At 37.4% G+C, this 17,410-nt stretch carries 13 protein-coding genes; 7 read left to right on the forward strand and 6 right to left on the reverse strand.

What is annotated here, in order from left to right; genetic code table 11:
- Positions 1-188: 188 nt before the first annotated feature.
- Entirely contained in the window at positions 189-1,613 is a 1,425-nt protein-coding gene (locus tag ACYIAR_RS11090; protein WP_480329623.1) for an arylsulfatase, read from the reverse strand.
- A 730-nt stretch (positions 1,614-2,343) separates the two neighbouring features.
- Between ACYIAR_RS11090 and ACYIAR_RS11095 the strand changes: the two genes are divergently transcribed.
- Positions 2,344-5,058, forward strand: coding sequence for a DUF6383 domain-containing protein (locus tag ACYIAR_RS11095; RefSeq protein ID WP_480329624.1), 2,715 nt, complete (start codon positions 2,344-2,346; stop codon positions 5,056-5,058).
- Between the two features lie 543 nt (positions 5,059-5,601).
- Here the strand turns inward: ACYIAR_RS11095 and ACYIAR_RS11100 are convergent.
- Positions 5,602-6,546: a hypothetical protein gene (locus ACYIAR_RS11100; protein WP_480329625.1), complete on the reverse strand. Its 945-nt coding sequence runs from the start codon at positions 6,544-6,546 to the stop codon at positions 5,602-5,604.
- A 378-nt stretch (positions 6,547-6,924) separates the two neighbouring features.
- Between ACYIAR_RS11100 and ACYIAR_RS11105 the strand changes: the two genes are divergently transcribed.
- From ACYIAR_RS11105 to nagB, 6 genes are all read left to right on the forward strand, one after another.
- Positions 6,925-8,079, forward strand: coding sequence for a Gfo/Idh/MocA family protein (locus tag ACYIAR_RS11105; protein ID WP_480329626.1), 1,155 nt, complete (start codon positions 6,925-6,927; stop codon positions 8,077-8,079).
- 122 nt (positions 8,080-8,201) lie between these two features.
- Positions 8,202-9,194: a sugar phosphate isomerase/epimerase family protein gene (locus ACYIAR_RS11110; protein ID WP_480329627.1), complete on the forward strand. Its 993-nt coding sequence runs from the start codon at positions 8,202-8,204 to the stop codon at positions 9,192-9,194.
- A 220-nt stretch (positions 9,195-9,414) separates the two neighbouring features.
- On the forward strand, positions 9,415-10,311 hold the full coding sequence (locus ACYIAR_RS11115; RefSeq protein ID WP_480329628.1) for a diaminopimelate dehydrogenase: 897 nt from the start codon (positions 9,415-9,417) through the stop codon (positions 10,309-10,311).
- A gap of 113 nt (positions 10,312-10,424) precedes the next feature.
- A complete protein-coding gene (gene lgt / locus ACYIAR_RS11120; protein WP_480329629.1) occupies positions 10,425-11,270 on the forward strand; it encodes a prolipoprotein diacylglyceryl transferase in 846 nt (281 codons plus the stop codon).
- Between the two features lie 115 nt (positions 11,271-11,385).
- Positions 11,386-12,579 (forward strand): FprA family A-type flavoprotein, encoded by a 1,194-nt coding sequence (locus ACYIAR_RS11125; RefSeq protein WP_480329630.1) that lies wholly within the window; start codon positions 11,386-11,388, stop codon positions 12,577-12,579.
- A gap of 74 nt (positions 12,580-12,653) precedes the next feature.
- Entirely contained in the window at positions 12,654-13,466 is an 813-nt protein-coding gene (gene nagB, locus ACYIAR_RS11130) for a glucosamine-6-phosphate deaminase (protein ID WP_480329631.1), read from the forward strand.
- Between the two features lie 92 nt (positions 13,467-13,558).
- On the opposite strand, the gene rsgA is transcribed toward nagB, so the two are convergent.
- The 4 genes from rsgA to pyrH all read right to left on the reverse strand — a co-directional run bounded on the left by rsgA (position 13,559) and on the right by pyrH (position 17,320).
- On the reverse strand, positions 13,559-14,491 hold the full coding sequence (gene rsgA, locus ACYIAR_RS11135; protein WP_480329632.1) for a ribosome small subunit-dependent GTPase A: 933 nt from the start codon (positions 14,489-14,491) through the stop codon (positions 13,559-13,561).
- On the reverse strand, positions 14,492-15,055 hold the full coding sequence (frr, locus tag ACYIAR_RS11140; RefSeq protein ID WP_480329633.1) for a ribosome recycling factor: 564 nt from the start codon (positions 15,053-15,055) through the stop codon (positions 14,492-14,494). It abuts the gene before it with no gap.
- 112 nt (positions 15,056-15,167) lie between these two features.
- Positions 15,168-16,313 carry an MFS transporter gene (locus tag ACYIAR_RS11145; RefSeq protein ID WP_480329634.1) on the reverse strand — a complete coding sequence of 382 codons (1,146 nt, stop codon included), beginning with the start codon at positions 16,311-16,313 and terminating at the stop codon, positions 15,168-15,170.
- 296 nt (positions 16,314-16,609) lie between these two features.
- On the reverse strand, positions 16,610-17,320 hold the full coding sequence (gene pyrH / locus ACYIAR_RS11150) for a UMP kinase (protein WP_480329635.1): 711 nt from the start codon (positions 17,318-17,320) through the stop codon (positions 16,610-16,612).
- Positions 17,321-17,410: the final 90 nt, after the last annotated feature.

Genomic DNA, 17,410 nt, shown 5'->3' on the forward strand with positions numbered 1-17,410 from the left:
GGTTTCGCAAGTTGATGGAATTTAAAGTTGACAAGGAATCATTATCCACCAAAATTTGAGCACTGAAGGAGTGACACTAATATAAATTTTGTGTCGCTCCTTCAGAGCTCCTTCTTTATATATCACTTCAAACCTAGGGTTCACACCCTAGGCTAAACGAGTATCTCCCCTTTGGGGTTTATCAGAATTTATTGCCTCTTCTCTCTCCCAAAATCAAAATACTCCGAAGCTGTTCTGACACTATCCATTTTTGCCGCCATCGCCTTCACCTTATCCGGAAATTGGCCGGCAAGATTATTATCTTCATGAACATCGCAACTCAAGTCATAAAGCTCATATCTTGAGTTTCCATTTATAGGCTGTCGGATAAGTTTGAAGTTTCCTTCTCTTATAGCCTGCCAACCTTTGCTTTCGTGGAATTCCCAATACAGATAATCGTGTTCTTCCTTCTGCTTATTGTTTTTCAGAAGAGGAAGGAATGAAATACCGTCAGTTTCGGCAGTGAGAGTTGTTCCGGTCAGCTCTGCCAATGTCGGCATCACATCCCAGAAAGCAGTTACATGATTTGTTGTTTTTCCTTCCTTTATGGTCTTTGGCCACCAGGCAATCATAGGAACTCTTATACCTCCTTCATAGGCATCTCTCTTTATACCTTTAAGCGGTCCGGAACTCTTGAAGAAATCCGGTTTTGCACCACCTTCGGCATGAGGACCGTTGTCGCTGGTGAATATAACCAAAGTGTTCTTCTCCAAACCAAGTTTCTTAAGTTCGGCCATTACTTCTCCAACATACATATCCAAACGTGAAACCATAGCGGCAAACGAAGCACAAGGTTTTTCCGAAGTGTTGTATCCGCCCCAAGTATGTTCGAACTTTCCGATATATGGAGTTTCCTTGAAACTGTTTTCATACATATTATATATGGAATCATGCGGCAAGTTCAGCTCAGCGTGCGGAAGCGTGTACGTAAGCATAGCAAAGAAAGGCTTGTCCTTATTGTCATTGATAAACTTCAGAGCCTGCTTGTGAATCAAATCCTGCGAATAAGTTTTCTTTGCATTGTTGACATTCTCCGGGAAATAAACAGTGTCCTTGTTATGCCACAAATGGTCCGGATAGAACGAATGAGACTGTCGCTGGCAATTGTAGCCATAGAACTCATCGAATCCCATATCATTAGGAACCGAAGCTGAGCCGGGATTTCCCAATCCCCATTTTCCGAACATACCCGTCGTGTAGCCGGCAGATTTCATCAACCGTCCGAGAGTGAAAGTTCCAGCAGCCATCGGCTGCTGTCCTTCTGGAGCTATTTCCTTGTTGCCTCGAATTTGTGTATGCCCCGTGTGAAGTCCCGTCATCAGCGAGCATCTGGACGGAGCGCTCACCGAGCATCCGGCATAATTCTGTGTAAACAGCAAACCTTCGCTTGCCATGCGGTCAATATTTGGAGTTTTTATCAGCTGTTGTCCGTAGCAACCCAAATCACCATAACCCAAGTCGTCGGCAAGAATGTAAATAACATTTACCGGAATATTTTTCTTTTCACTTTCTGAGCAGGAAATAAGTCCTCCACACAATGCTGCAGACAGACCCAATAAGATTCTTGATTCCATAATGTTTCCGAGGTTTTTGTTTGTTCAGTTCTAAAGTCATATTGGCATAGAACTTTATCTATGTTTTTGACGTAATACCAATTCTATTTGTAAATATAGTGAAAGGCGAGTGCAGAGCAAAATAAAAAACTTGTTTTTTTACGTTGTGTATTTGTTAATATATACAAAGGTAAAATTAGGGCTAATAAATGAGACTATAAAATACTTATAAAACGGGTTGTTTGTTAATGTATAGTAAATCAGTGAATTATATTTTCAGTAGATTTTTTGAGGCTGAAAAAGTTTTTTCACAATATATGGAAAAACTTTTTCATATATTGTGAAAATTAAATTCCATAATATATGAAAAAAAAGTTTCACAATATATGGAAATTAAATTTCAATGCGATGAAAATTTAAATAGTTTTTAAGGATTGGTTTATTCTTCTTATATCTATTGCTTAAAATAAGAAATGGCTAGAAAAAACGGACGTTTTTTCTAGCCATCATGTTGCAAAGGTACTTCTTTCTTTCGTACCTGCAAATTTTCTTGTTGTTTTTTTGCCGATTAGCCTGTTTTCTTATCACTTAGCTTGTAATTGCTGTACGAAACCAAAGATTTCAAGTACAAACATTTTATTTGTCGAATACCTCAAATATGTGGTAAGAAAAAACGTCCCTTTTTTCTTACCACATAACCACAAATTTGACATTTAATTTACATTATTATAAACTAAAAATTAAAGTGATTATGAACAAGAAATTTACTTTTATGGTGGCTGCGCTGTTGGCTGCTACTTCAGCTTTTGCTCAGCTTTCAACTGATCGTAAAGTAGAATTAAAGGATTTTGTCTCAGGACGTGCTTATTATTTGGCTGCGACTCATGCTACTCATAGTTTGGCATTGCAGGCTTTTACTGCAGCTTCTTTTTACCAAGAAGGTGATATTAAACCTGAATCAGTTAAAGAAGATGCTCAGTGGTTCGTAGAGAAAAATGCTCAAGGTCAATATTCTTTTAAGAATTTGGAAGGCTTGTATTTGGCATTTAAACTAGAAAATGGTAGTTATGTAGCAGAAACCAATAAAGATGAAGCGAAAAAAGAAACAGCTTTGCGTTGGTTTAAATATGCTGCTGATGGTAAACTTCAGTTGATGAATGTTGAAGGTGAAGCATTGTATTTAGGATTGAAATCATCTGCAAGCACATATGTACCTGCTGTTTTAAAATCAACTGATTATGTTCAAAAGAACAACTTCTCACTTTTCGAAGCTTACAATACTCAGGTTTCAGTTCAAGATCTTAAAAAAGATGAAGGCACAAACTTCTCTCTAAGCTTTGGTGAAACATCTTTGCAGGGTGATTCTACATTTGTAGATTTAACTGTAGTTACACTTAAGAATGATATTGCTGCAAATGTATCAGATAAAACATCAGCATTCTCTTTGTCTGGAGAAGAATTCTTATTAATGGTTTCAGGTAAAGCAACTGATGGTGAAATCGCTAATGCTGATGATTTTAAAGCAGCTAAATTTGTTTACTTGACTAAAAATAAAGTTGATAACAACCAGATTACTGATGCTGTTTCAGGCTACAGATATGATGTTATCTCAGGTGCTGAGTTGATTAAAACTGCAAACAAAATTGACTTGGATAATGCTAAGTTTACTGCATATACATCAGCAAATCAGGAAGGTTATATCTTCAAACAGTCAAATGTTTTAGATTCTGAAGAAGTTATTTGGGTAGACAAAGTAGATGCAGCAAATCAAGTTTCTTATGTCGCTTCAAGATTGGAAGATTGCCACAAGTCACCGGTAGAAATCGTAGCAGGTAAAGGTACACGTGTTGCAGCTTCAACAGTTGCTAATAAGCAGATGTTGGTTGTTAATGTAACAGCTACAAAGAAAGATGATGCTAAAGTTTATGCTTTGGGATTGAATGATTATGATTCTGACGTGAATTTGTATGAAAAGAAATCTGAAGCTTCATTGAATTATCCAAAGGGACAGTGGTTGGTAACAGCAGGTGGAGATGAAAATACTATAACATTGGTTAATATTCAGAATCCTGAACAGAAAGTTGAAAATATTGCATTGTATGAAGCTGCAGGTAAAGGAACTTATGCAATCAAAAATGTTTCTGATTTTTCAGGATGTGAAACAATTACTTTGACAGAAGTTGCTGATTATAATAAAGAAAATGGTTATTTGAATCTTGAAGAAGTAGTTGGTCAGAAATATACTTTGAGAACTCAGGATGTATTCTCATATGTTGGAACAGATGTTGTTGATGCATATTTGAAGTTAGAAGATAATACTTTCAAAACAACTCCTTTTGCAGAACAAGCTGCTGAATGGAATATTTCTAAAGTATTAGAATCAGGCAAAACAAATGCTGATACAACAAAAGTAACATTGGATACTTATAAGTATTATGCTGCTGATGGTACTCAGAAAGAAGTTAAGAAAGAAGTATTGCGTTATGCATTTAAATATACTTTAGAAACTGAAGGTAAATATATAGCTAATAGCTATAAACCTAATGACACATCTTTGTCATTCTTTATTCGTGAGGTATCAAAAGATAGATTTGTAATTGCATATAGTGATCAAGATGTATTGAGTATTAATAATAATACTACAGTTGGAGTTAATAATGCAGTTTCAGCTAAAGCATTTGCCATCGAACCAGTAGTTGCTGCTCCTTCATTCGAAGCAACAAGCAAGCATGTAACATTCTCTACATTTGCAGGTGGTTCAATGACTAATTTGAATAATGCAGCTGTATTGACAAAAGAAACAGAAGAATTGACTGCTGATAACTTCAAATTCTATGTTGATTCAGTTAATGCAGATTATGTTACACCAAACTTCTTCATTTCATTAAATGGTAAATATTTGGTTGATGGTAATCAGGTTGTAGCTGATGCAACAACAGCATGTGAGTTGGATAAGATTACTGTAGATGAAAGAGACGCAATCATTGAGTCTGCAGAATATCTAGAAGCTAAACGATTAATGTTTGTTGATGCTAAACGTGTTGAAGGACAGGATAAATTAGTTGTTGATGGCGATACAATCGATACACCTTCAACATATAAATTCCAGATTTTGTCTGATGATAACGGCAATTATGCATTGAGAACTGCAAATGGTTATGTTCAGAATGTCAATGGTCAGTTGGTATTGACAAATAGCGATGAAAATGCAGAATTGTTCACAATCGAAGATACAACTGCTCCAACATCAAACGAAGGCGTAGTTGCTTCTGAAGTTAAAGTAATCGCTAACAACGGTTCAATCGTAGTTAAGAACGCTGCTGGTAAGAACGTAGTAGTATCTACAATCTTAGGTCAGGTAGTAGCTAACGAAGTATTGACATCAGACAACGCAACAATCAATGTACCTGCAGGTATCGTAGTGGTTGCTGTTGAAGGTGAAAGCTTCAAAGTAAATGTAAAATAAGTTTATAAGTTAATGAGTTTTTGAGTTTGTAAGTTCAATCTTACAACTCAAAGCTCATGGCTTAGAAAACATAGAGTTTATGGTTTCGAAGTAAACTAAAAAACTTAGAAACTAAAAAACTCAAAAACTTAAAAAGTAACCCGTGACGGGCGAACAATTTAGTTATTAATAATAATAGTAATAGTAGGAAGCCTAGCTTGAGCTTCCCATAAAAAAAGTTCTAAAAATCTGCCCAATTATGTAACCTCGTGAGAAGTGAAAGGGCAGAATAATAAAAACAGAAAAGGACGTTTCTAATCAAAGGAAGCGTCCTTTTTTATATTATACTGCTCAATAACATAAAAAAGTATTCCGAATTTTGTTAGGCTTTTATGATAGTAAATCATATTTTTGTGATAGACTGAATCAGAAATATTGAAGAATATGCTTGAAAAAGCACGAAGATATAATCCCAATTTTATATATAGGTATTTAGTCCTTTTGTGAAATGAGGTTAGGTTGGGTGGCGCGCTTGGTTAGCGTGCCACCTTTTTTATAAATAGTTTATTCTTCTTCTATTTCATTCTCAATAGTTTCTCCCCAGTCCGTATTAACCTCGAATACGAAGGACGCGTCGCTGCTTACATTATATAATGTACCAGTATATCTAGTGATGCGGTTTACGTAAATAGGAGCATCCGTGATAGTTTTCTCTCTCAGCAACTCTCCGCTTTCATCTAAAGCTTTCAGGTTGATGTTGCTGATTGTGCCCGGCTCTGTTTGTGGAACAAATGTAAATATGTGATGACTTGGGCCTTGGGCGGCAGCATAATCTTCTGCAGAGAAAGAGACTGTGCGGGAGAATGGAACGGTTGTTTCCGTGGCATAGCCATTCAGAATATCGAAAGAATTGTATATTCCGGATGCGGTAATTTGATATGACTTTACTTTTTCCGGAACCTCGTCTCTCGGTACAATTTCTATTTTTGAAATAATTCTGTCAAGAGTTATGGTTTCGTTGAAGTCGGTTCCAACTACCACTTCAAATTCTTTGGAAGAATAGAAACATTCCTTCATCTCTTCGGGAAATGTAAGAATGTTTCCTTCAGCTGTGACTTGTTCAAACGGATGGACAAGGAAACAGAAAGTGTATATTCCGGCTTCAAATACATCTGTGATGTTAAGAGATTTTGGCTCTGCAACGTCGATGCTCTGCAGTTTTACCAGATTCAAATCCTGGTCGTAAACAGCATATTCAACAGTGCTGAATAATGAGGACGAAGGTTCTTCTGTAGGATTTTCTGTTGAGCTGCTGTTTTCTGCTTCCGGCTCTGAAGGCAGATTACCGGGCATTGCTTTTGTGCCGAAAGGAATGATTTCCGGCTCAAGTTCGATATTGAATGAAACTTTTACCAACTGATTAGTCTTTTCAATCAACGGTTCGTTTTCTGAGCTGCAAGCTCCAAGCAGCAGGATTGCTGCTGAGAGAAGATAATTCTGATACTTCATAGTCAGGTTTTTTGTAGTTAATAATGTTTGTTTAATTTGAGCCTGGTTGTTGGATATGTGAACAACCAAACTGCGGATAACAAAGTAATGCAATAAATTTTAATTTGAAAAATATTTGGAGAGAAATGTGTGTTGTTATTATTGGATTGTATATATTTGTGATGATGTGACCATTGCGTTACTCAAGTTTTACAAGTGTAGTTTTCAGTTAAGGAGTTGACAAGAAAACTAGTTGACAAGGTTTTTCCGATAATTAATTACGGAGTAATGCTATTTTTCCCTTGTCAACTTGTCTCTGTAGCCTTGTTAACTTTCAGGTTGAGTAACTTGCTAAACTTAATCACATTAAAAAAGTTTTCACCTTAAACATATACTATCATGTGCAGAAAAATTAGAATGGGTATGATTGGTGGCGGACCAGGCTCTTTCATTGGAGCTGTTCATCGCATGGCTGCCAATTTGGACGGACAAATCGAGTTGGTATGTGGATGTTTCAGTTCCACACCTGAGAAATCTAAAGAAACAGGTAAGGCTTTGTTCCTTCCTCCTGAAAGAGTTTATTCTTCATGGCAGGAAATGATTGAGAAAGAAGCTGAGCTTCCTGAAGATGTCCGTATGGATTTTGTATCAATCGTTACTCCGAATCATGTACACTTCGCTCCGGCAATGATGGCTTTGGAAAAAGGCTTTCATGTTGCACTGGACAAACCTATGACTTTCACTCTTGATGAGGCTCGCCAGTTGGCTGCAAAAGTGAAGGAAACAGGAAAATTGTTCCTTTTGACTCACACTTACACAGGTTATCCAATGGTTAAAGAGGCTCGTGCTCGCGTGGCTCGTGGAGAATTGGGTAAAATCAGACGTATTTATGTGGAATATCCTCAGGGCTGGTTGTATAACGACTGTGCAGCAGGTAATAAGCAAGCTGCGTGGCGTGTTGACCCTAAGCGCTCAGGAAAGGCTGGCTGTATGGGTGATATTGGTACTCATGCCTTTAATTTGGCTGAATATATAACAGGATTGAAAGCAACTGAAATATGTGGCGAATTGAATACTTTTGTTCCGGGACGTTTGCTTGACGACGATGGTGCGGCTCTTATTCGTTATGAAGGCGGTGCGCGTGGTGTTCTGATGGCAAGTCAGATTGCTGTAGGTTGTGAAAATAGCCTTCGTATCAGAGTGTTCGGCGAAAAAGGAACTTTGGAATGGGCTCAGGAAGAACCAAATACTTTGTATATGCGTTGGCCGGACCGACCAATGGAAGTTCTCAGAACAAACAATTCTTATGTTTCTCCGATTTCTGCATATAACAGCAGAGTGCCGGCAGGACATCCGGAAGGTTATCTTGAAGCTTTCGCTAATCTTTACAGAAATTTCGCAACAGCTTTGCGTGCGTTGATTGAAGGAAAACAACCAACTCCTGAATCTCTTGATTTCCCTTCTGCCGAAGAAGGAGTACGCGGAATGCTATTCATCGAAACTATTGTTTCAACCGGGGAGAAAGGAGAGAAGTGGTTGAAGTTGGAGGAGTAGGAGAGAAGAAGTTGAGGAGTTAAGTAGTCAAGGAGTCAAGAAGAAATATCTTATTTCCTGTAACCTTGTCACCTCGTCAACTAATAAACTAACAAACTAAAAAACTTATAAACTAAAAATCTATGTCCCGTAAAGTAACACTATATACATTGCAGTGGGGCGATCTCCCACTCGAAACAGTTTGCCAAAAGGCGCGCGAATTCGGTTATGACGGTTTAGAGCTGGGTTTGCCTAACCATGTTGACGTACGTCGTACAGAACCGGAATATTATCAAGGTATAAAAGATTTGCTGGCAAAATATGATTTGGAGTTGTATGCAATATCAACACATCTTATCGGTCAGGCAGTATGTGACAAGATTGATCATCGTCATCAGCAAATCCTTCCGGATTATATTTGGGGCGACGGAGATCCTGAAGGAGTAAAGGCTCGCGCTGCTGAAGAATTGATACGCACTGCACATGCTGCTAAGATGCTTGGAGTAGATACTGTTGTCGGATTTACAGGAAGTCCGATTTGGGCATATCTGTATTCATTTCCACCAGTAAGTGAGCAGATGATAGAAGACGGATATCGTGAATTTGCTGAAAGATTCACTCCTATTTTGGATGAATATCAGAAATTGGGAGTTCGTTATGCTTTGGAAGTTCATCCGACAGAAATTGCATTCGACACTGTTTCTGCAGAAAGAGCATTGAAGGCTTTGAATTATCATCCTGCATTCGGTTTCAACTATGACCCAAGTCATTTGGGATATCAGGGTGTGGATTATGTTGATTTCATATATAATTTCTCTGACAGGATATTCCATGTACATATGAAAGATGTATATTGGAGTGATAAGCCGATGAAGGTTGGAGTATTTGGCGGTCATGTTACATTCGGTGATCCTCGCCGTTACTGGAATTTCCGCAGTTTGGGCAGAGGACGCATAAACTTTGAGGAGATTATACGTGCGTTGAATTCTATCGGTTATCAAGGCCCGTTGTCAGTTGAGTGGGAAGACAGTGCAATGGACCGTGAACATGGAGCAAGAGAATCATGCGAATTTGTAAAACGCATGGATTTCCAGCCTTCTGCTCATGCGTTTGATGCTTGTTTTGAGAAGAAATAGAATAGAAGTTGACAAGGTTTCAGAGACAAGTAGGCAAGGTACTCTTGTCTCCTTGTTTCTTTGTTCCCTTGTCAACTTGTTAGCATGTTTCCTCGTTTTCACATTATCTTGTCGATATTTAACAAATATATATCGTATAAAGTAAAAATAACATTGAACTGTTATCTTGCCAACATTAAATTAGTTACCTTTGCGACTGATAGAATTTAATATTTAAGGTATGAAGAAGATTAGAGCAGCCATTGTAGGTTATGGCAATATTGGTAAGTATGTGTTGGAAGCGATAGAGGCAGCTCCGGATTTTGAAGTAGCAGGTGTAATTCGCCGCAACCCTAATGATGTTCCGGCAGAATTGGCATCATATCCTGTTGTTGACAGCATTACCAAACTTGAGAATGTAGATGTTGCAGTTTTGGCAACTCCAACTCGTCAGGTAGAACATTTTGCAAAAGAAATATTGGCATTGGGTATCAACACTGTTGATAGCTTTGATATTCATGGTGGAATTGTTGATTTGCGCCGTTCTTTGGATGAGGTAGCAAAAGCTCATAATACTGTTGCAATTATTTCTGCTGGTTGGGATCCGGGAAGCGACTCTGTTGTTCGTGCATTGTTGGAAGCAATGGTTCCAAAAGGAATTACATATACAAACTTCGGCCCAGGTATGAGTATGGGACATACAGTAGCAGTTAAAGCTATCGAAGGTGTTAAAGCTGCTTTGAGTATGACTATTCCATTGGGAACAGGTGTTCATCGCCGTATGGTTTATATCGAAGTTAAAGATGGTTATGACTTCAAGGAAGTTGCAGCAGCAATCAAGGCTGATGACTACTTTGCACATGACGAAACTCACGTAATGCAGGTGGAATGTGTTGACAACTTGTTGGATATGGGTCATGGTGTTAACTTGGTTCGTAAAGGTGTTTCTGGAAAGACTCAGAATCAGTTGATCGAATTTGATATGAAGATCAACAACCCGGCACTTACTGCTCAGATTTTGGTAGCAGTGGCTCGTGCAAGTATGAAACAGAAACCAGGTGCATACACAATGATTGAAATCCCAGTTATTGATATGTTGTTTGGTGATAAGGAAAGCTTGATTAAGCGTTTGGTTTAATTATAAGTGAACTTTTGAAAAAGAATTTTGTTTCTTAAATAATAACATGGAGACACTGAGCTGCAGACGTTAAATCTGTGTCTCTGTGTCTTTGTGTTTAATATTGGTTTTCGATGTTGGATTTTATAACATGGACTGCAGATCCTGCAATATTTTCAATCGGCTCACGCGAGATTCGCTGGTATGGATTGGCATTTGCCATAGGATTCTGGATAGGATATATGATTGTCCAGAAGATGTGGAAGCAGGAAGGTCTGAAGCAGGAGTGGATAGATTCACTTCTGATTTATACTATATTAGGAACGGTTATAGGAGCTCGTTTGGGGCATTGTTTGTTCTATGCTCCAGGTTATTATCTGGCAAATCCGGTTGAAATATTGAAGATATGGGAAGGTGGATTGGCCAGTCATGGTGGTACTTTGGGTATTATTATTGCAATTTATTACTATTCCAAGAGAGTCAGTCATAAGAGTATGATGTGGGCTTTCGACAAGCTTGTTGTTCCTACAGGTTTGGTCGCTGCAATGATTCGTCTTGGAAATCTTATGAATCATGAAATCTATGGACATCCGACAGATATGCCTTGGGGATTCCGTTTTATAGAGAATCTGCATGCCTGGAGAATGGGAGCAGAGCCGGTATTCTCTGCGCCGAGCCATCCGACTCAGCTTTATGAAGCATTATGCTATTTGCTGACATTCTTCCTTTGTATGTGGCTATATTTCAAGAAAGAGGCATGGAAAAAAGAAGGTCTTATCTTCGGTGTATTTATGATATGCATTTTCGGAGCTCGTTTCTTTATCGAGTTTATGAAAAATGACCAGGAAGCTTTCGAAGCAGATATGCTTTTGAATATGGGACAGTTGCTTAGTATTCCTTTTGTGCTTGCCGGAATATGGTTTGTTTGGAGAGCAATGAAGAAAGGAGATAAGGAAATAAGTAGTCAAGGAGTTAAGTAGTTAAGTAGTCAAGGAGATAGAGGGCTTGTTTTTCTGTAGCCTTGTTAACTTGTCAACTTGTCCCTTCAAAAACTAATAAACTTAAAAACTAATAAACTCAAAAACTCAAAATATAATGTATAGACTGAAAGAAATAGCAGACAAAATTTATTATGTAGGAGTGAATGACCGTCAGAAAGTATTGTTTGAAAATATGTGGCCATTGCCTTATGGTGTGTCATACAACTCATATTTGATAGTAGATGATAAAACAGTTCTTGTAGATACTGTTGATGTTTGTTATGCCGATACTTTCTTGAAGAAAATTGAAGATGCTTTGAACGGTCGTCCTTTGGATTATCTTATTGTAAATCACATGGAGCCAGATCATGCAGGAAGCATACGTCTGTTACGTCAGTTGTATCCGGATGTACAGATTGTCGGTAACAAGAAAACATTTGAAATGCTGAATGGTTTTCATGGTATCACAACAGGACTTCATGAAGTTAAAGAAGGTGATTCTTTGGAATTAGGAAAACATACATTAAGTTTTTATATGGCGCCAATGGTGCATTGGCCAGAAGTTATGGTTACATATGACCAGACCGATAAGATTCTATTCTCAGCTGATGCGTTCGGAACTTATGGAGCATTGGATGGCGGAGTTCTGGATACAGAATTGATTCTGGATCATATCTGGGATGAAATGCGACGTTATTATGCTAATATTGTCGGCAAATATGGTAGTCCGGTTCAGAAAGCTTTGCAGAAACTTTCAGGCTTGGAAATAAAGATGATTTGCTCTACTCATGGTCCTGTTTGGACAAAACATATACCAGAAGTAGTTGATATCTATGATAAGCTGAGCCGTTATGAAGGAGAAGACGGAGTAGTTCTTGTTTATGGTAGCATGTATGGCAATACGGAACAGATGGCTGAGGCTATTGCTGCTTCATTGTCTGCTCATGGAGTTAAGAAAATCGTTGTTCATAATGTCAGCAAGTCACATTCTTCTTATATCCTAAAAGATTTGTTTAAGTATAAGGGTGTTATAATAGGTTGTCCTACATATTGCAACCAATTGTATCCTGAAGTTGATTCATTAATTTCCAAAATAGAACTTCGAGAACTAAAGAATCGTTATTTCGGTTATTTTGGTTCTTTCTCATGGGCTGGTGCTGCTGTTAAACGTTTGACTGCATTCGCTGAAAAGGTGAAATGGGAAGTTGTTGGTGAGCCAGTTGAGCAGAAACAAGGTTTGCAGCCGGATAAATATGAAGCATGCTGGAATCTAGGAAAAGCAATGGCTGAGAAATTGAATAATAAGTAAAATATTATAAATCGGGAAGACAGGTTTGCATGTATTTTTTATGAAAACCTGTCTTCTAAAAAAACACAAGTATTATGAGATTAATTATTGAACCGAATTACGAACAGTTGTCAAAATGGGCAGCCAATTACGTAGCAGCTAAAATCAAGAAAGCAAATCCTACAGCGGAAAAACCATTTATTTTAGGTTTGCCAACAGGTTCTTCTCCTCTTGGTATGTACAAGAATCTTATAGAACTGTATAAACAAGGAGTTGTTTCTTTCCAGAATGTTATAACATTCAATATGGATGAATATGTAGGACTTCCAAAAGAACATCCGGAAAGCTATCATTCATTTATGTGGAATAACTTCTTCAGCCATATTGATATTAAACCTGAAAATGTTAATATCTTGAACGGTAATGCAGAAGATTTGGAAGCTGAATGTGCTGCTTATGAAGCTAAAATGAAGGCTGTTGGCGGTGTTGATTTGTTCTTGGGTGGTATTGGTCCTGATGGTCATATCGCATTCAACGAACCAGGTTCATCATTGGCTTCACGTACACGAATCAAGACTTTGACAACAGATACTATCATTGCAAACTCTCGTTTCTTTGATAATGATGTTAATAAAGTTCCTAAGACTGCTGTCACTGTTGGTGTTGGTACAGTTCTTGATGCTAAGGAAGTATTGATTATGGTTAACGGACACAACAAGGCGCGTGCTTTGCAGCAGGCTGTTGAGGGTGCTGTAAACCAGATGTGGACTATCACTGCTTTGCAGTTGCATCCAAAAGGAATCATTGTTTGTGATGAAGCTGCTTGTGCTGAAATGAAAGTTGGTACATATAATTATTTCAAAGATATTGAAAAAGACAATTTGTGTCCATGTTCTTTGTTGAAATAATCCGATAGTATTATATATCAGCAGATAAATAAAAAACGCCTTAGTTCTGGGAACTGAGGCGTTTTTTATGTTTATGATTTCAATTTTTCCGATTAGAAATCTTCTCTGTACTTGCTTTCGTCCTTATCATCCAAAATACTGAGGTAACTTTTATATCTGGATTCACTGATATAATGTTCTTCTACAGCTTTCAGCACTGCACATCCTGGTTCATGTCGATGAGTACAATCCCCGAATTTGCAATTAGATGATATTTTGAAAATTTCAGGGAAATAGTGTGATATTTCAGCTTCTTCCATATCAATGGTTCCAAAGCCCTTGATTCCCGGAGTGTCAATGATATAACCTCCATCAGGCAGAGAAATCATTTCTGAGAATGTTGTTGTATGCATTCCTTTATTATGATATTCTGAAATATCTCCTGTGCGCAATTTAGCGTTTGGAACCAGTTTGTTTATTATTGTTGATTTTCCAACACCAGAATGACCTGAAAGTACGGTTATTTTGTTTTTCAACTCATCTCGTAATAAGTCAAGTCCTTCTTCTGAACGTGCACATAACTTAGAGCAAGGATAACCTATGGTTGTATACAGGTGAATAAGACCTTCGAGATATTCCCTGTCTTCAGCATTGTAGCGGTCAATTTTGTTGAAAACCAATTTTACAGGAACTCTGTAAGCTTCAGCTGTTGCAAGAAATCTGTCAATGAATACGGTTGTTGTAATCGGATAATTAACGGTTACAATCAACATAGCCTGATCAACATTTGCCGCGATTATGTGAGACTGTTTGGAAAGATTGGAGGCCCTTCTGATAATATAGTTCTTGCGGTCTTCGATTTCTGTTATGAAGGCCGTTCCTTCCTGATTGGTCTCAATCTGTACATAGTCACCTACGGCAATAGGATTTGTTGTACGTATTCCTTTAAGACGAAAATTACCTTTGATTTTACTTTCAATGTCTTTTCCGTCTTCTGTACGTACAGTGTACCAGCTACCAGTATTTTTAATGACGAGTCCTTTCATTTACACAGTCATGATTTCTTTTTCTTTAGCAGCATAAAGTTCGTCGATTTTCTTGATATATTTATCATGTATTTTCTGAACTTCATTTTCTGCATCTTTTTCTACGTCTTCAGGAACACCATCGTTTTTTACACTCTTCTTAAGAGCTTCAATAGCATCACGACGAGCATTTCTTACGCTAATCTTAGCTGTTTCAGCTTCTTGTTTTGACTGTTTTGCCAAATTACGACGACGGTCTTCAGTCAATGGAGGAATACCAAGACGGATGATTTCACCATTGTTTTCAGGAGTGATTCCAACTTCTGAATTTAGAATAGCTTTCTCTATTTCTTTTATCAGACTTTTTTCCCAAGGAGTAATAATGATCGTTTTTGCATCCGGAGTATTGATAGACGCAACACTGCTTAATGGAGCCAAGCTGCCATAGTAAGGAACGCGGATGCCGTCAAGAATCTTTGGGTTTGCTTTTCCTGCACGGATGTGTGCCAATTGTTCGTCAAGATAACTGATAGCGAATGTCATTTTTTCTTCCGCTGCTTTAATATACTGCTTTGTGTCGACCATATAATTAAATATTTTGTTGATATTTTGTTATGTTTCAATGAAAAATATGAAATGTATTTGTTTAACAAAAGTAATAAAGTTTTCCAAGAAACAAAAATGAGTTCCTTTTATTTTACCTCTTAAGCTTAAAACATAGGAAAATAAGGTAACAAATACCCATCAACAAGATTCCTAAAGCCCAGCTTTGATATTTTGTTTGGTCAGATGTAAGTCCCATTAAAAATGGGAAAACAGCACCTCCAAATAATCCCATAATCATTAGACTTGAAATGTCATATTTCCTATATTCTTCGTGATGCATAGCTTCAGCGAATATGATAGGGAAAATGTTGGAATTTCCGATACCTACCAATGCTACAGCTGAATATAAATACAAACTGGAATCTGTTATACATAACATTATTATACCGGCAAGCATACATAAAACACTTCCTCCGAAAACATTTCGCATTGATGTTTTCATTAGGATAAAGGCTCCAGTGAAACATCCTATTGTACGGAATATAAAATATGTACTTGTTGCCAATCCTGCTTCTTCAAGAGGAATATTAAGCCTTTCCATGAATACTTTAGGTATAGTAAGGTTTATGCCTACATCAATACCTACATGACATATTATTCCAAAAAAGGTCATTAGTATAAACTTGTCTTTCAGAAGAGAGAAGCATTCCTTGTATGTTGTCGTTTCAGAATAGTTCCTTTCTTCAATATCAGTAAATCCCAGTCCTATAATTGCAGATATTGCAACTAGCATGAATATTGCATATACAGTTCTCCATTCGTTGGCCTCCAGCGCGCTCCAGGCAACTATTATTGGTGCAAGAAATGATGCTATTGCTTTTATTAACTGACCTAATGTAAGTGCACTTACAATTCTGCTTTGTCTTACAATATTGGAAAGAAGAGGGTTAAGTGCTACTTGCATGAAGGTGTTTCCAATACCTAACAATGAAAATGATACAAACATCATACCCACAGAATAGTCAAGAAGAGGAACGAACAATGATAAAGTTGTTATTCCCAAACTTAGAAGTACGGTTTTTCTTCTACCAATATTACTAACTAAAATTCCTGTGGGAACAGATAGGACAAGAAACCAAATGAATGTAGAGGCAGCAAGTAGATTTGCAGATGTATCTGACATCTTGAAATCTGCTTCAACATAATTTGTTACTATTCCAACCAAATCTACGAAGCCCATTACAAAAAATGCAAGCATCACAGATATGAGTGTTGAAGTATTTTGGTTGTCTTTCATATTGCTAAACATATAAAGAGGTTATACCGAAAATAATGTTCCAGCAAACCTCTTTTCCTTTAAAAACTCTCTTTTATATATTTATAAATAATTCAAGTTTTGCAAGTTACTTAACTTAAAAGTCAACAAGGCATCAGAGACAAGTTGACAAGGTTAGAACACCTGTAATTTCAAGAATTAATATCTAAAAATCTTGTTGACTTGTCTCCTTGTCAATTTGTTATCTGTAAACTGAGCTTGCGAAACTTAAATTATATAACCTTTTAAACTTTTATCTAACTATCTTGCCATCTTGTTTAATTATGAACAAGTGTTCCAATATTTTCTCCGTTCATAACTTTTTTCAGATTTCCTACTGTATCCATGTCAAAGACTATGATAGGAAGGTTATTTTCTTTACACATACATGTTGCTGTTAAATCCATAACTTTAAGGTTACGTTTCAAGACTTCATCGTATGTGATTTCATCAAATTTTGTTGCTGTCGGGTCTTTCTCAGGGTCTGCAGTGTAAATTCCGTCAACACGAGTTCCTTTTAACATTACGTCAGCTTCTATTTCAATTCCTCTTAATGAAGAACCTGTATCAGTTGTGAAGAACGGGTTTCCAGTTCCTGCCGACATTATAACAACGTGGCCAGCTTCCATCAATTCAATAGCACGCCATTTATTGTAATATTCGCCGATAGGTTCCATTCGGATAGCAGTCAGGACATTTGCTTTTACTCCTTGAGCTGTTAATGCAGAACTTAAGGCAAGGCTGTTTATAACTGTTGCCAACATTCCCATTTGGTCTCCTTTTACTCGGTCAAAACCTTTTGAAGTACCGCTAAGTCCACGGAAAATATTTCCACCACCAATTACAATACCAATTTGCACGCCCATTTCTGCAATTTCTTTTATTTGGGATGCATATTCGTTAAGACGAACTTCATCGATACCATATTGTTTTGCTCCCATTAGAGACTCTCCGCTAAGCTTTAATAATATACGTTTGTATTGTGCCATAATGTTTAAAGTTTATTTTTGCGCAAATATAATGAAAGGCGAGTGCAGAGCAAAATAAAAAACGTGCCGAAAGCATTAATAAAGCCTCCG

The sequence above is a fragment of the Parabacteroides sp. KHUB-01 genome (genome assembly GCF_056640935.1).

Coding starts and splice junctions, on each gene's coding strand:
- ACYIAR_RS11090 (WP_480329623.1), bottom strand. CDS start 1,613: ATGGAATCAAGAATCTTATTGGGTCTGTCTGCAGCATTGTGTGGAGGA.
- ACYIAR_RS11095 (WP_480329624.1), top strand. CDS start 2,344: ATGAACAAGAAATTTACTTTTATGGTGGCTGCGCTGTTGGCTGCTACT.
- ACYIAR_RS11100 (WP_480329625.1), bottom strand. CDS start 6,546: ATGAAGTATCAGAATTATCTTCTCTCAGCAGCAATCCTGCTGCTTGGA.
- ACYIAR_RS11105 (WP_480329626.1), top strand. CDS start 6,925: ATGTGCAGAAAAATTAGAATGGGTATGATTGGTGGCGGACCAGGCTCT.
- ACYIAR_RS11110 (WP_480329627.1), top strand. CDS start 8,202: ATGTCCCGTAAAGTAACACTATATACATTGCAGTGGGGCGATCTCCCA.
- ACYIAR_RS11115 (WP_480329628.1), top strand. CDS start 9,415: ATGAAGAAGATTAGAGCAGCCATTGTAGGTTATGGCAATATTGGTAAG.
- lgt (WP_480329629.1), top strand. CDS start 10,425: ATGTTGGATTTTATAACATGGACTGCAGATCCTGCAATATTTTCAATC.
- ACYIAR_RS11125 (WP_480329630.1), top strand. CDS start 11,386: ATGTATAGACTGAAAGAAATAGCAGACAAAATTTATTATGTAGGAGTG.
- nagB (WP_480329631.1), top strand. CDS start 12,654: ATGAGATTAATTATTGAACCGAATTACGAACAGTTGTCAAAATGGGCA.
- rsgA (WP_480329632.1), bottom strand. CDS start 14,491: ATGAAAGGACTCGTCATTAAAAATACTGGTAGCTGGTACACTGTACGT.
- frr (WP_480329633.1), bottom strand. CDS start 15,055: ATGGTCGACACAAAGCAGTATATTAAAGCAGCGGAAGAAAAAATGACA.
- ACYIAR_RS11145 (WP_480329634.1), bottom strand. CDS start 16,313: ATGAAAGACAACCAAAATACTTCAACACTCATATCTGTGATGCTTGCA.
- pyrH (WP_480329635.1), bottom strand. CDS start 17,320: ATGGCACAATACAAACGTATATTATTAAAGCTTAGCGGAGAGTCTCTA.